12 protein-coding genes are annotated in these 12,739 nt (G+C 68.0%); 8 read left to right on the top strand and 4 right to left on the bottom strand.

Annotation, left to right across the window (positions count from 1 at the left end; all coding sequences use genetic code 11):
- Positions 1-3: 3 nt before the first annotated feature.
- From FN821_RS04385 to FN821_RS04375, 3 genes are read right to left on the bottom strand one after another with little or no spacing between them, the layout of a single operon-like run.
- The gene (locus tag FN821_RS04385; protein WP_131171275.1) at positions 4-1,476 is read right to left on the bottom strand and encodes an NAD-dependent succinate-semialdehyde dehydrogenase; all 1,473 of its coding nucleotides are present in this window, start codon (positions 1,474-1,476) and stop codon (positions 4-6) included.
- Positions 1,476-2,894 (bottom strand): aspartate aminotransferase family protein, encoded by a 1,419-nt coding sequence (locus FN821_RS04380; protein WP_131171276.1) that lies wholly within the window; start codon positions 2,892-2,894, stop codon positions 1,476-1,478. The genes FN821_RS04385 and FN821_RS04380 overlap by 1 nt, the downstream gene beginning before the upstream one ends.
- Positions 2,891-3,385, bottom strand: coding sequence for an Lrp/AsnC family transcriptional regulator (locus tag FN821_RS04375; RefSeq protein ID WP_131171277.1), 495 nt, complete (start codon positions 3,383-3,385; stop codon positions 2,891-2,893). Before FN821_RS04375 ends, FN821_RS04380 begins: the two co-directional genes overlap by 4 nt.
- 201 nt (positions 3,386-3,586) lie before the next feature.
- Here FN821_RS04375 and FN821_RS04370 point away from each other — a divergent pair, with 201 nt between their 5' ends.
- Genes FN821_RS04370 through FN821_RS04345 form a run of 6 tightly spaced genes read left to right on the top strand, consistent with a single transcriptional unit; the run spans position 3,587 to position 10,411 of the window.
- Positions 3,587-5,032 carry a gamma-aminobutyraldehyde dehydrogenase gene (locus FN821_RS04370; RefSeq protein ID WP_131171278.1) on the top strand — a complete coding sequence of 482 codons (1,446 nt, stop codon included), beginning with the start codon at positions 3,587-3,589 and terminating at the stop codon, positions 5,030-5,032.
- 14 nt (positions 5,033-5,046) lie between these two features.
- The gene (locus FN821_RS04365; protein WP_131171279.1) at positions 5,047-6,279 is read left to right on the top strand and encodes a polyamine ABC transporter substrate-binding protein; all 1,233 of its coding nucleotides are present in this window, start codon (positions 5,047-5,049) and stop codon (positions 6,277-6,279) included.
- Positions 6,279-7,421: an ABC transporter ATP-binding protein gene (locus FN821_RS04360; protein ID WP_241660086.1), complete on the top strand. Its 1,143-nt coding sequence runs from the start codon at positions 6,279-6,281 to the stop codon at positions 7,419-7,421. Before FN821_RS04365 ends, FN821_RS04360 begins: the two co-directional genes overlap by 1 nt.
- Complete coding sequence (locus FN821_RS04355) at positions 7,418-8,347, top strand: ABC transporter permease (RefSeq protein WP_241660087.1); 930 nt, start codon at positions 7,418-7,420, stop codon at positions 8,345-8,347. Before FN821_RS04360 ends, FN821_RS04355 begins: the two co-directional genes overlap by 4 nt.
- Positions 8,344-9,162, top strand: coding sequence for an ABC transporter permease (locus FN821_RS04350; RefSeq protein WP_221929109.1), 819 nt, complete (start codon positions 8,344-8,346; stop codon positions 9,160-9,162). The genes FN821_RS04355 and FN821_RS04350 overlap by 4 nt, the downstream gene beginning before the upstream one ends.
- Position 9,163: 1 nt before the next feature.
- Positions 9,164-10,411, top strand: coding sequence for a saccharopine dehydrogenase family protein (locus FN821_RS04345; protein ID WP_131171280.1), 1,248 nt, complete (start codon positions 9,164-9,166; stop codon positions 10,409-10,411).
- A 182-nt stretch (positions 10,412-10,593) separates the two neighbouring features.
- Here FN821_RS04345 and dapB read toward each other — a convergent pair whose 3' ends face one another.
- The gene (gene dapB, locus FN821_RS04340; protein ID WP_131171281.1) at positions 10,594-11,328 is read right to left on the bottom strand and encodes a 4-hydroxy-tetrahydrodipicolinate reductase; all 735 of its coding nucleotides are present in this window, start codon (positions 11,326-11,328) and stop codon (positions 10,594-10,596) included.
- 129 nt (positions 11,329-11,457) lie between these two features.
- Here dapB and FN821_RS04335 point away from each other — a divergent pair, with 129 nt between their 5' ends.
- Positions 11,458-11,751: a hypothetical protein gene (locus FN821_RS04335; protein WP_131171282.1), complete on the top strand. Its 294-nt coding sequence runs from the start codon at positions 11,458-11,460 to the stop codon at positions 11,749-11,751.
- A 105-nt stretch (positions 11,752-11,856) separates the two neighbouring features.
- Positions 11,857-12,639: an HAD-IIA family hydrolase gene (locus FN821_RS04330; RefSeq protein ID WP_131171283.1), complete on the top strand. Its 783-nt coding sequence runs from the start codon at positions 11,857-11,859 to the stop codon at positions 12,637-12,639.
- Positions 12,640-12,739 lie beyond the last annotated feature (100 nt).

Here is a 12,739-nt window from a genome sequence, read left to right as displayed (position 1 = left end):
CGGCTAGGCCCAAGGGTTGGCCATCCCCATGTACTGGATGGTCGTGTACTCAGCGATGCCTTCAGCTCCGCCCTCGCGTCCGAGACCGGACTGCTTGACCCCGCCGAACGGCGCGGCCGCGTTAGAGATGACGCCCGCGTTGAGGCCCAGCAGGCCGAACTCGAGGCGGTCACCGATGCGGTGCGCCCGCTTCAGGTCGGACGTGTAGACATAGGACGCCAGCCCGTACTCGGTGTCGTTGGCCATCGCCACGGCCTCGTCCTCGTCGCGGAAGGTGAAGATCGGCGCCACCGGGCCGAAGATCTCCTCGCGGAAGACTCCGGCGTCCGTGCCCATGCCCAGCAGCACGGTGGGCTCGTAGAAGTAGCCGGGGCCGTCCACCGGACGCCCGCCCGCCAGAGCCCGGCCTCCGCGCGCGGTCGCGTCCTGGACGAGTCGGTCGACGTTGTCGCGTGCCTTGCCCTCGACGAGGGGTCCGACCTGGGTGCCGTCGGCGGTACCGTCCCCGACGGCCAGCGCGCCGAGGCGGGCCGCGAGCTTCGAGCCGAACTCCTGGGCCACGCTCTCCTCGACCAGGAAGCGGTTGGCGGCGGTGCAGGCCTCGCCGATGTTGCGCATCTTGGCGGCGATGGCGCCCTCGACGGCGGCGTCCAGGTCGGCGTCCGCGAAGACCAGGAACGGGGCGTTGCCGCCCAACTCCATGGACGTACGAAGGACGTTGTCAGCGGCCAGTTTCAGCAGCGACTTGCCCACCGGAGTCGATCCCGTGAACGACACCTTGCGCAGCCGCGGGTCGGCCATCAGCGTCGAACTGATCGCAGCGGCGTCCGAGCCGGGCAGCACGTTGAGGACGCCCGCCGGCACCCCCGCCTCGATCATCAGCTGCGCAAAGTACTGCGTCGTCAGCGGCGTGAGCTTGGCGGCCTTGACGACCATCGTGCAGCCAGCCGCGAGCGCCGGAGCGATCTTGCGGGTCGCCATCGCGAGCGGGAAGTTCCACGGCGTGATCAGCAGGCACGGACCCACCGGCTTGTGCCGGACGACCATCCGCAGGTTGCCTTCGGGCGTATCCACGTAGCGCCCGTCATGCCGCGGCGCCTCCTCGCTGAACCAGCGCAGGAACTCGTTGCCGTAGGTGACCTCGCCCCGGGCCTCGGCCAGCGGCTTACCCATCTCGGTGGTCATGATCCACGCGAGTTCCTCGCCGTGCGCGCGCACCAGCTCGAAGCCCGCCCGCAGCATGTCCGAGCGCTTGCGCGTCGGCGTCCGCGCCCAGTCGTCCTGCACAGCACAGGCCGCGTTCAGGGCGTCTTTGGCATCGGACGCCGTCGCGGACGCCAGCGTGGCGATCCTTTGGCCGGTGGCCGGGTTCTCGACGTCGAACGTGCCGCCGTCCGAGGCGTCCCGCCACTCACCCCCGATCAGCAGCCGCTTCTCGACCCGTCCCAGGAGCTCGGCGATGTCCATGCCCGACATCACAGCAGTTTCTGGGCCTCGGTGAGCACCGAACGCAGACGCGAGGTGATGTCGGCGAACTCGGCCGGACCGATCGTCAGCGGCGGCGAGAGCTGGATGACGGGGTCACCACGGTCATCGGCGCGGCAGTAGAGGCCGGCGTCGAACAGCGCCTTGCTCAGGAAGCCGCGCAGCAGGCGCTCGGACTCGGCGTCGTTGAACGTCTCGCGGGTCGCCTTGTCCTTGACCAGTTCGATGCCGTAGAAGTAGCCCGCGCCGCGGACGTCGCCCACGATCGGCAGATCCAGCAGCGTCTCGAGGGACGCCCGGAACGCCGGCGCGTTCTGCTTCACGTGGTCGTTGAGGCCCTCGCGCTCGAAGATGTCGAGGTTGGCCATCGCGACGGCGGCCGACACCGGGTGCCCGCCGAACGTGTAGCCGTGCGGGAAGTAGGTCGTGCCGTGTTTGAACGGCTCGAACAGGCGATCCGAGGCGATCATCGCGCCGATCGGGCTGTAGCCCGAGGTCATGCCCTTGGCGCAGGTGATGATGTCGGGGACGTAGTCGAAGTCGTCGCAGGCGAACATCGAGCCGATGCGTCCAAAGCTGCAGATGACCTCGTCGGAGACCAGCAGCACGTTGTACTCGTCGCAGATCTCCCGGACGCGCTGGAAGTAGCCCTTCGGCGGCGGGAAGCAGCCGCCCGAGTTCTGCACCGGCTCCAGGAAGACCGCGGCCACGCTCTCGGGGCCCTCGAACTCGATCGCCTCGGCGATGCGGTCGGCGGCCCAGCGGCCGAAGGCCTCCTCGTCGTCGCGCAGGTGCTCCGGACCGCGGTAGATGTTGGTGTTCGGCACCTTGAACGCGCCCGGGACGAGCGGCTCGAACGGCGTCCGAGCGCCCGGGATGCCCGTGATGGACAATGCGCCCTGCGGCGTCCCGTGGTAGGCGATCGAGCGGGAGATGACCTTGTACTTGCCGGGATTGCCCGTCAGCTTGTGGTACTGCTTCGCCAGCTTCCAGGCCGACTCGACAGCCTCGCCGCCGCCCGTGGTGAAGAAGACGCGGTTGAGGTCGCCGGGCGCGTTGGCCGCCAAGCGGTCGGCCAGCTCGATGGCGCGCGGGTGCGCGTAGCTCCACAGCGGGAAGAAGGCGAGCTCGCGCGCCTGCCTGGCGGCGGCCTCGGCCAGTTCCTCGCGGCCATGGCCGACCTGCACGACGAACAGCCCAGCCAGGCCGTCGATGTACTCGCGGCCGGCGTCGTCGTAGATGAGGTGGCCCTTGCCCTTCACGATGATCGGCACCTTGGCGCCGAGCCCCCCGGACGCCACCGGCTCGAGGACCGAGTGGCGGGTGAAGTGCATCCACAGGTGGTCGCGCGCGGCATCCGCGTACGACTGCCCGGACGCCGTGGTACCGAGTGCGTCGGTTTCAGTCATCGTGTTCCCCAGTCATAGTGCTGTTTGACGAGTTTCAAATAGACGAAGATTTCGCTGCGTTCGACCTCCGGCAGCGAACGGATGCGGTGGCTGACCAGGTCGAGCAGCTCCGCGTCGTCGGCGCAGACCACCTCGACCAGCAGGTCGAAGCGTCCGGCCGTGACGACGACGTAGTCGACCGCCTCGATCTGGGCGATCTGGTCGGCCAGGACGACCGGGTCCGCCGAACACTGGACGCCGATCATGGCCTGCCGCTGAAAGCCCACCTGGAGCGGGTCGGTGACGGCCACGATCTGCATGGCCCCCGTCTCCACCAGCCGCTGCACGCGCTGGCGCACGGCGGCCTCCGAAAGGCCGACGTCCTTGGCGATGGACGCGTAGCTGCGGCGGCCGTCGACCTGCAACTGCTCGATGATCCGCTTGCTGAGGTCATCGAGGACGCCGTTGGCGCCGCGCGACTGCCGCGCGTCCGCTGTGCCCTGGGTGTCCATGGCTCAGCATCCTTGCCCGGAAGCGTCACGGAAGCAAGGGAGAACCGACGGAAACCGTCGCGTTATCGATCTGCAACAACGGATTCCGAAGGTAGTCAAGATTTGAGCCTAGCCAATCCGCAACCTGGCCCCCTAGGCTCCCCCAAACGGCCGGACCGCTGACGTCGCGTTCCAGCCTCTCCTCGACGGAAGGTGCGCCCCATGAGCAGCGTTCGGGTCCTGTCCAACTTCGTCGGCGGCGAGCACCGCCGAGCCAGCGGCAGCGAGACGATCGACGTCGTCTCCCCCGTGACCGGCGAGACTGTCGCCACGTCGCCCATCTCGTCCGCGGCCGACGTCGCGGACGCCTACGCGGTCGCCGCGAAGGCCTTCGAGGAGTGGCGCGAGACGACCCCGTCCGAGCGCCAGCACGCCCTGTTGCAGATCGCGGACGCCGTCGAGGCCCGGGCCGACGAGTTCGTGAAGCTCGAGGCGGAGAACACCGGCAAGCCGTGGGGGCTGACGGCGTCCGAGGAACTTCCGCCCATGGTCGACCAGATCCGCTTCTTCGCTGGCGCCGCGCGCGTCCTGGAGGGCCGCGGCTCGGCCGAGTACATGAAGGGCCACACGTCCTGGATCCGCCGCGAGCCCGTGGGCGTCTGCGGCCAGGTCACGCCCTGGAACTACCCGCTGTTGATGGCCACCTGGAAGTTCGCCCCCGCGATCGCGGCCGGCAACACGGTCGTGCTCAAGCCGTCCGACACCACGCCCGAGACCACCCTGCTGCTCGCCGAGGTGGCGTCGGAGTTCCTGCCGGCGGGCGTCTTCAACGTCATCACCGGCGACCGGACGACCGGCGAGGCGATGGTCGCCGACCCGACGCCGGCCATGGTGTCGATCACCGGAAGCGTCCGCGCGGGCATGGAGGTTGCGCGCGGCGCGGCGTCCGGTGTGAAGCGCGTCCACCTGGAGCTCGGCGGCAAGGCGCCCGTCATCGTCTTCGCGGACGCCGACCTGGACGCCGCCGTCGAGGGCATCGCCATCGCGGGCTACTTCAACGCCGGCCAGGACTGCACCGCCGCGACCCGCGTCCTCGTCCAGGACGCCGCCTACGACGATTTCGTCGCGGCGCTCGCCGAGTACGCCAAGAACTCGGCCAAGGTCGGCCTGCCGGACGACGAGGATGCCCTGTTTGGCCCGGTCAACAACGCCGCGCAGCTCGCGCGCGTCTCCGGCTTCATCGATCGGACGCCGAAGCACGCGTCCGTCGTCGCGGGCGGCAACCGCATCGCTGCGCTGGGCAAGGGCTACTTCCTGGAGCCCACCGTCATCGCGGGCCTGCGCCAGGACGACGAGCTGATCCAGAGCGAGATCTTCGGGCCAGTCATCACCGTCCAGCGCTTCAGCGACGAGAACGAGGCGCTGGCGCTGGCCAACGGCGTCGACTACGCGCTGGCGTCCAGCGTCTGGACCAAAGACTTCGGACGCGCCATGCGGGCTTCCAAGAAGCTCGACTTCGGCTGCGTCTGGATCAACACCCACATCCCGCTGGTGGCCGAGATGCCCCACGGCGGCTACAAGAAGTCCGGCTACGGCAAGGACCTGTCCATGTACGGCTTCGAGGACTACACGCGCATCAAGCATGTGATGGCCAACATCGAGTCCTGACGCAGAGGAGCAAGATGACCAAGCACGTCCCACCGCCCGCGGATCCGGCCGTCCGCGCCCTGATCCAGCTGGCCCAATCCGGCTTCAGCCGGCGCCGGATGCTGGGCCTGGGCGGCTCCGCCGCGGCGTTGGCCGCGCTCAGCGCCTGCGCCCCGCCGCCGCCACCGGCCGCCAACAAGACCGAGATCAAGTACCCCAAGGACGTCTCCGCGAGCGAGAAGATCGTCAACTGGGCCAACTGGACCCTGTACCTCGACGTGGACGACAACAAGAACCACCCGAGCCTGGACGCCTTCACCAAAGCCACCGGGATCAAGGTCAGCTACGACGAGGCGATCGACGACAACGACTCGTACTTCAACAAGATCGCGCCGCAGCTGCGGCAGGGCCAGAGCATCGACAAGGACATCTTCGTCTTCACGGACTGGATGGCGAACCGCGTCCTGCAGCAGAACCTCGCCCAGCCGCTGGATCTGATCCAGATGCCGCACGCCCCGAACCTCATTCCGTCGCTGCGCGAGGTGTCGTTCGATCCCGGACGCCGCTTCTCGCTGCCCTGGCAGGGCGGCTACGGCGGCATCGGCTACAACAAGGCCAAGGTCGGACGCGAGCTGAAGAGCATCGCCGACCTGTGGGCGCCGGACCTCAAGGGCAAGGTGACCGTCCTGAGCGAGTTCCGCGACACCGTGGGCGTCATCATGCAGAGCCAGGGCGTTGACATCACCAGCAAGTTCACCGCCGACCAGTTCCAAAAGGGGCTGGACGAGGTCAGCAAGCGCGTGAGCGACGGCAACATCCGGCGCATCAAGGGCAACTCCTACATCGAGGACCTGAAGTCGGGCAACGCGATCGCTTGCATCTGCTGGTCGGGCGATGTGTCGATGCTCAAGGCCGACACGGGCGACGAGAACTGGGAGTTCGTGCTGCCCGACTCGGGCGCGACGCTGTGGACCGACAACCTGATGATCCCGATCACGTCGACCCACCAGGCCAACGCGATGAAGCTGATGGACTACTACTACCAGCCGGACGTTGCCGCCCTCGTCGCCGCCTACGTGAACTACATCTGTCCGGTGATCGGCGCTCAGGATGAACTGGCCAAGACGGACGCCGAGCTGGCCAAGGATCCGTTGATCTTCCCCAGCGAATCCTTCTTGACCGAACACAAGGTGCAGTCCTTCCGCGCGCTGACCCCTGAAGAGGACGCGGACTTCTCCGGACGCTGGGCGAAAGTGATGGGCAACTGATGGCCGGCTTCTTCTCCTCCTCCTCGATGGGTGAGCTTCGGACGGCGAAGGGTGACCTGCACCTCGACCGCGTGACGAAGAGGTTCGGCGACTTCGTGGCCGTCGACGATCTCAGCCTCACGGTGCCGCGCGGCTCGTTTTTCGCCCTGCTCGGCCCCTCCGGCTGCGGCAAGACCACGAACCTGCGCATGATCGCCGGCCTCGAGCAGCCCACCTCAGGCCGCGTCATGATCGGCGACGTCGACCTCACGGGCTCGCGTCCGTACCAGCGTCCGGTGAACACCGTGTTCCAGAGCTACGCCCTGTTCCCGCACCTGACGGTGCGCGAGAACGTCGCGTTCGGCCCGAAGCGGCGCGGCGAGTCGGGCGCGATGGCCAAGGCGGACGAGGCGCTCGCCCTGGTGCAGATGTCGCACCTCGCCGGACGCAAGCCCCCGCAGATGTCCGGCGGCCAGCAGCAGCGCGTCGCCGTGGCCCGCGCGCTGGTCAACCGTCCCGAGGTGTTGCTGCTGGACGAGCCGCTGGGCGCGCTCGACCTCAAGCTCCGCCGCGAGATGCAGGTCGAGCTGAAGCGCATCCAGACCTCGGTCGGCCTGACGTTCATCCACGTCACGCACGACCAAGAAGAAGCCATGACCATGGCCGACACCGTGGCCGTCATGAACCATGGCCGCATTGAGCAGCAGGGCGCGCCGGCGGAACTGTACGACCTCCCCCGCACCCGCTTCGTCGCCCGCTTCCTCGGCCAGGCGAACCTGTTCGACGCCCCGATCGTCGGGACCGACGGCGACTACCTGATCGTCGAGAACGCGGGTCAGCGCTTCGGGGTGAAGAAGTCCCGCTCCACCGTGACCTCGGGGACGGTCAGCTACGGCGTCCGGCCTGAGAAGCTGCGGCTCGACGAGACGGAGCCCACGGACCTCAGGCCCAACGAGTGCCTGGTCGGCCCCGGACGCGTCACCGACGTGTCGTTCACGGGCGTCTCGACGCAGTACATCGTCGAGGTGCCCGGCTTCCCGCCGGCGTCCGTGTTCGAGCAGAACCTGGACGTCGACCCGATCGTCACGCACGTGGGCGACGAGGTCTGGCTGCGCTGGAACGCTAGCCACGCCTTCGCCGTCGCCCCGGAGGAGCAGAAGTGACCGCGCTGGCGTCCGCGACCCAGCACGCCACGGGCTCACATCCGGCCGCAGACCAGCCCGACGAGGCCCGGGCTGTCGGCGCTCGGAAGATCACGCCCTACCTGCTGCTGATCCCCGGCCTGGCGTGGCTGGTGCTGTTCTTCATCGTGCCGATGGTGCAGCTGGCGGTCGTGTCGTTGGAGAGCAAGTTCCCGGGCTACCCGGGCTACTACTACCTCGACCTGGCCGTCTGGAACTACCGCGACGCCCTGAGCGAGTTCTGGCCGCACATCATCCGGTCGTTCGTGTTCGCCGGCGTCGCGACGATCCTGGCGTTCATCATCGGCTACCCCCTCGCCTACGCGATGGCCTTCAAGGCGGGCAAGTGGCGCAACGTGATGATGATCCTGGTCATCGCGCCGTTCTTCACCTCGTTCATCCTGCGCACGATCGCCTGGCGGCAGATCCTGGCGGACGAGGGCCCGGTGGCCTCGACGCTCAACGCGCTGCACCTACTGCCCGGCGGGCACATCACCGAGACCTGGGTGGCCGTCGTGGCCGGCCTGACCTACAACTTCCTGCCGTTCATGACGCTGCCGATCTACTCCTCCTTGGAGCGCATCGACCCGAAGATCATCGAGGCGGGCGGCGACCTGTACGCCAACGGCTTCACCACGTTCCACAAGGTCACGCTGCCGATGTCGATGCCCGGCGTGCTGGCCGGCACGTTGATGACGTTCATCCCGGCGTCCGGCGACTACGTCAACGCCGAACTGCTCGGCTCGGACATCTCGACCAAGATGGTCGGCAACGCGATCGAGAGCCAGTTCTTCCGGGTGCCGGGCGGCTATCCCACCGCCGCGGCCCTGTCGTTCACGCTGATGGCGATCATCCTCGTGATGCTCTTCGCCTACACGCGCAAGTTCGGAACGGAGAACCTGCTGTGAGAAGGCTTCGCTACTGGATCGCGGACAACTTCGTGATGATGTCGGCGATCTTGGTCCTGCTGTACCTGTTCCTGCCGGTCGCGTACACGTTCGTGTTCAGCTTCAACAACCACGGCAAGTCGAACATCGCCTGGGTGCCCGAGGGCAGCCCGACCCTGAAGCACTGGCTCAACCCGTGCGGTCCGCCCGGCCTGTGCCAGTCGCTGGTGAACTCGCTGCAGATCGGCGCGCTGGCCACGCTGGTGGCCACCGTGTTGGGCTCGATGATCGCGTTCGCCCTCGTCCGGCATAACTTCTTCGGACGCGGCGCCACCAACACCCTCGTGTTCCTGCCGATGGCGACGCCCGAGATCGTCTTGGGGGCGTCCCTGCTGACGATCTTCGTCCAGGGCTACTACCGCGTCGGCCTGGAGCTGGGCTTCTGGACGATCCTCATCGCCCACATCATGTTCTGCATCAGCTTCGTCGTGGTGAACGTCAAAGCGCGACTGCTGAGCATGGATCCCAAACTGGAGGAGGCGGCGTCCGACTTGTACGCCGACCCCCGCACCACGTTCTGGAAGGTGACCTTCCCGCTGGCCCTGCCGGGCATCACCGCGGCGGCCCTGTTGTCGTTCTCGCTGAGCTTCGACGACTTCATCATCACCAACTTCGTCTCCGGCGACGCCTCGACGTTCCCGAAGTTCGTCTACGTCAGCTACTTGCGCGGCATCCCAGCCGAAGCCAACGTGGTCGGCTTTTCCATGTTCGTCATCGCGGTGCTGTTGACCGTGGCCGGCCAGCTCATCCAAAACCGTGCGGCCAAGGGAGTCTGACGTGCGCGTCCTCATGATCGGCTCGGGTGGCGTCGGGGACGCCGCCGCCCGCATCGCCTCCGAGCGGGACTTCTTCGAGTCCTGGATCGTCTCCGACTACGACCTGGGTCGCGCGCAACGCACGGTGGACGCCGTCGCTGCGAGGCGTCCGGGTGAGAGCCGGTTCGTGGCGGCGCAGGTGGACGCCTCGTCCGCCGACGCAGTCGCCGCGCTCGCCCGCGAACACCGGGCTACGCACGTATTCAACGCCGTGGACCCCCGCTTCGTCATGCCGATCTTCAACGGAGCGAAGGCCGCCGGGGCCGACTACCTCGACATGGCGATGAGCCTGTCGCAGCCCCATCCGGACGAGCCCCACGCCCAGTCGGGCGTGAAGCTGGGCGACGAGCAGTTCGCGGCGGCGTCCGACTGGGAAGAAGCCGGACGCCTCGCGCTGGTCGGCATCGGCGTCGAGCCGGGCCTCTCGGACGTCTTCGCCCGCTACGCGGCCGATCACCTCTTCAGCGAGATCGACGAGCTCGGGACGCGGGACGGGGCCAACCTCGTCGTGCGCGACGAGGTTGGCAACGAGATCTTCGCGCCGTCGTTCTCGATCTGGACCACGATCGAGGAGTGCCTGAACCCGCCCGTGATCTGGGAGAAGGGCCGCGGCTGGTACACGACTCCCCCGTTCAGCGAGCCCGAGGTCTTCGACTTCCCCGAGGGCATCGGTCCGGTCGAGTGCGTGAACGTCGAGCACGAGGAAGTGCTGCTGATGCCGCGCTGGGTGGACGCGAAGCGCGTCACCTTCAAGTACGGCCTGGGCGACGAGTTCATCGGGGTGCTCAAGACGCTGCACACGCTCGGGCTCGACTCGACGCGTCCGGTGAAAGTCAAGGGCGTCGAGGTGTCGCCCCGCGACGTCGTGGCGGCGTGTCTGCCTGATCCGGCGACCATCGGCCCCCGCATGGAGGGCAAGACGTGCGCCGGCCTGTACGTCACCGGCACCGGCAAGGACGGACGCCCCCGGCGTGTGTACCTCTACCACGTGGTCGACAACCAGACCTCGATGGCTGAGTACGGCGCGCAGTGCGTCGTGTGGCAGACGGCCGTGAACCCGGTCGTGGCGCTCGAGCTGCTCGCGTCCGGGGTGTGGTCCGGCGCCGGCGTCCTCGGACCGGAGGCCTTCGACGCCGCTCCGTTCCTGGACCTGCTCGCTGCGCCGAAGCCCGCTGGCTACGGCTCCGCGTGGGGCATGGACGAGCGCTGATCGGCTGAGGCCTGAGCGCGCTTCATTGCCGGGGCGACGACGTCCGACGCCGCAGGCGCTTCATGCCTGCGAAAGGCCCCTTCTGGGCGGCAAAGCGCAGCCAAGACGCGCTTCTGGTCGCCTGACGACCAGGCGTGGGATCCAAGCGGGTCGAACGCGATCGAGGCAGAATCGCCCCCCACTCAGGCGAGACCGAGCAGACCCTCGATGCCCAGGGTGAGCCCCGACAGGCCCTTGATCGCCCGGACCGCCGTCAGCACACCCGGCATGTAGGACGCCCGGTCGAAGCTGTTGCACGTGATCGTGAGCGCCTCCCCTGGGTTGCCGAACAGCACCTGCTGGTTCGCGAACAGGCCGCGCTGGCGCACAGAGTGCACCCGGATCCCGTCGATGTCGGCGCCCCTCGCCCCGTGCGGATCGTGCGTGGTGGCGTCCGGGACCTCACCGAGACCGGACGCCGCCCGCGCGGTCGCGATCTTGCGGGCCGTCGTGGCAGCCGTACCGGACGGGGCGTCCACCTTGTGGGGGTGATGCAGTTCGATGATCTCCACGGACTCGAAATGCGGGGCGGCCTGCCGGGCGAACTCCATCATCAAGATGGCGCCAATGCTGTAGTTGGACGCGATCAGCACGCGCGAGGACGTGCCGTCGAGCCACGCCCTGACTTGGTCCAGCTTGGCGTCGTCGAAGCCCGTGGTGCCCACCACGACATCAAGGCCGTGATCGATGCACCACGCGATGTTGCCCATCGAGGCGTCCGGAACCGTGAACTCCACCACGACGTCGGCGTCAAGCAGCGGGCCGAAGTCGTCGCCGGCGTCGACGGCTGCCACCAACTCCAGGTCGTCGGCGGCCCGAACCGCGTTACACACTTCGACGCCCATGCGTCCCTTGGATCCGATGACACCGACCTTCATGGCAGTCATCGTAGGCGGCGGACGGTCCGGCGCCGTCCCCTGCTCGGGAGACAACCGTGACCCCGCACCGAATCTCACCACGCGCAACAACGACCCCTCCCGTGGCGGGCCGCCCGCACCACTGCAAAGGTGACCCTGCGCCCGGCCAGCACCAACGTCACCCTCAACAAGGACCTGAGCGCGCTCGGCCTGTCCTGGTTCTGGCGCTTCGAGGGCGACCAAAAGTATGCCGTGGAGATGCCCGCCCCGACCGTGACCTACAACGCCGACTCGTCGATCACGCTCACGTGGGCGACGCTCCCCGCGGGGTGCGCGCACAGCTTCTTCTTCACCGGCACCACCGACGGCGGCGACGGGCTGACCCCGGCCAACCACGACCTGATCAGCGCCACGTTGCGCAGCGACCAGGCGTGCCAGCCCTGACCCGTCTGGGTATCCCTGACCCCCGCCCAACTCGGCAGCAGGCGATCCGGACGCCATCGGCGTCCGGTTTACCTGCTCGTCATGGGGGCATGAAAGGCTGAAGCCATGCGTGACCCGAAAGATCTCGAGTGCTGGCTGTGCGACAAGGACGGAGTCCTCATGCACGGGGACGTGCCCGTGCCCGGAGCTCGCGAGTTCATCCAACGGCTCCGCGACACAGGGCGCCGCTTCCTGGTGCTCACCAACGACTCGATCCAGACGCCCCGCGACCTGTCGGCGCGGATGGCCCGCGCCGGCCTCGACGTCGACGAGGACCACATCTGGACGTCCGCCACGGCCACCGCAGCCTTCCTGGCCAACCAGAACGGTGCCAAGACGGCGTACGTGCTCGGCATGGCCGGGCTGACGACCGCGCTCCACGAGGCGGGATTTGTCCTGACCGACGTCGACCCCGAGTTCGTGGTGCTGGGTGAGACCCGCGGCATGTCGTTCGAGCAGGCGACGCGAGCGATCCGGCTGATCCTCGGCGGCGCTCGGTTCATCAGCACCAATCCCGACGTCGCCGGTCCGGACGCCGACGGTCTCGTCCCCGCGACGGGCGCCTTCGCGGCCATGATCACCGCGGCGACCGGACGGAAGCCCTACGTGGTCGGCAAGCCCAACCCGATCATGTTCCGGACGGCCCTGAACCGCATCCAGGCGCATTCCGAGACGACCGGCATGATCGGCGACACCATGAGCACCGACATCGTCGCCGGGATGGAAGCCGGCCTGCACACCGTGCTGGTGCTGACGGGCTCGACCAAGCCCGAGGACATCGAGGCGTTCCCGTACCGCCCCTCGCGGGTGCTGAACTCGATCGCCGACCTGACGCCGCTGCTCGGCTGAGCCCGCACCCACCGACCAACGCAAACGGCGCCGCCCCAAACCGGGGCGGCGCCGTTGCGTTCAGCTCGAGCGAAGCTCAGTCCTCGCGACGCTGGCGGAC

Origin of the sequence: Propioniciclava tarda (assembly GCF_900182665.1) — a bacterium.
GTDB lineage: Bacteria > Actinomycetota > Actinomycetes > Propionibacteriales > Propionibacteriaceae > Propioniciclava > Propioniciclava tarda.
The sequence above is the reverse complement of the archived record's forward strand: the minus strand, read 5'-3'. Positions and strand labels throughout refer to the sequence as shown.

What these genes read in the sequence shown, in the direction of transcription:
- dapB (WP_131171281.1), bottom strand. Translation starts at nt 11,328, where the DNA reads ATGAAGGTCGGTGTCATCGGATCCAAGGGACGCATGGGCGTCGAAGTG.
- FN821_RS04365 (WP_131171279.1), top strand. Translation starts at nt 5,047, where the DNA reads ATGACCAAGCACGTCCCACCGCCCGCGGATCCGGCCGTCCGCGCCCTG.
- FN821_RS04360 (WP_241660086.1), top strand. Translation starts at nt 6,279, where the DNA reads ATGGCCGGCTTCTTCTCCTCCTCCTCGATGGGTGAGCTTCGGACGGCG.
- FN821_RS04375 (WP_131171277.1), bottom strand. Translation starts at nt 3,385, where the DNA reads ATGGACACCCAGGGCACAGCGGACGCGCGGCAGTCGCGCGGCGCCAAC.
- FN821_RS04370 (WP_131171278.1), top strand. Translation starts at nt 3,587, where the DNA reads ATGAGCAGCGTTCGGGTCCTGTCCAACTTCGTCGGCGGCGAGCACCGC.
- FN821_RS04380 (WP_131171276.1), bottom strand. Translation starts at nt 2,894, where the DNA reads ATGACTGAAACCGACGCACTCGGTACCACGGCGTCCGGGCAGTCGTAC.
- FN821_RS04330 (WP_131171283.1), top strand. Translation starts at nt 11,857, where the DNA reads ATGCGTGACCCGAAAGATCTCGAGTGCTGGCTGTGCGACAAGGACGGA.
- FN821_RS04385 (WP_131171275.1), bottom strand. Translation starts at nt 1,476, where the DNA reads ATGTCGGGCATGGACATCGCCGAGCTCCTGGGACGGGTCGAGAAGCGG.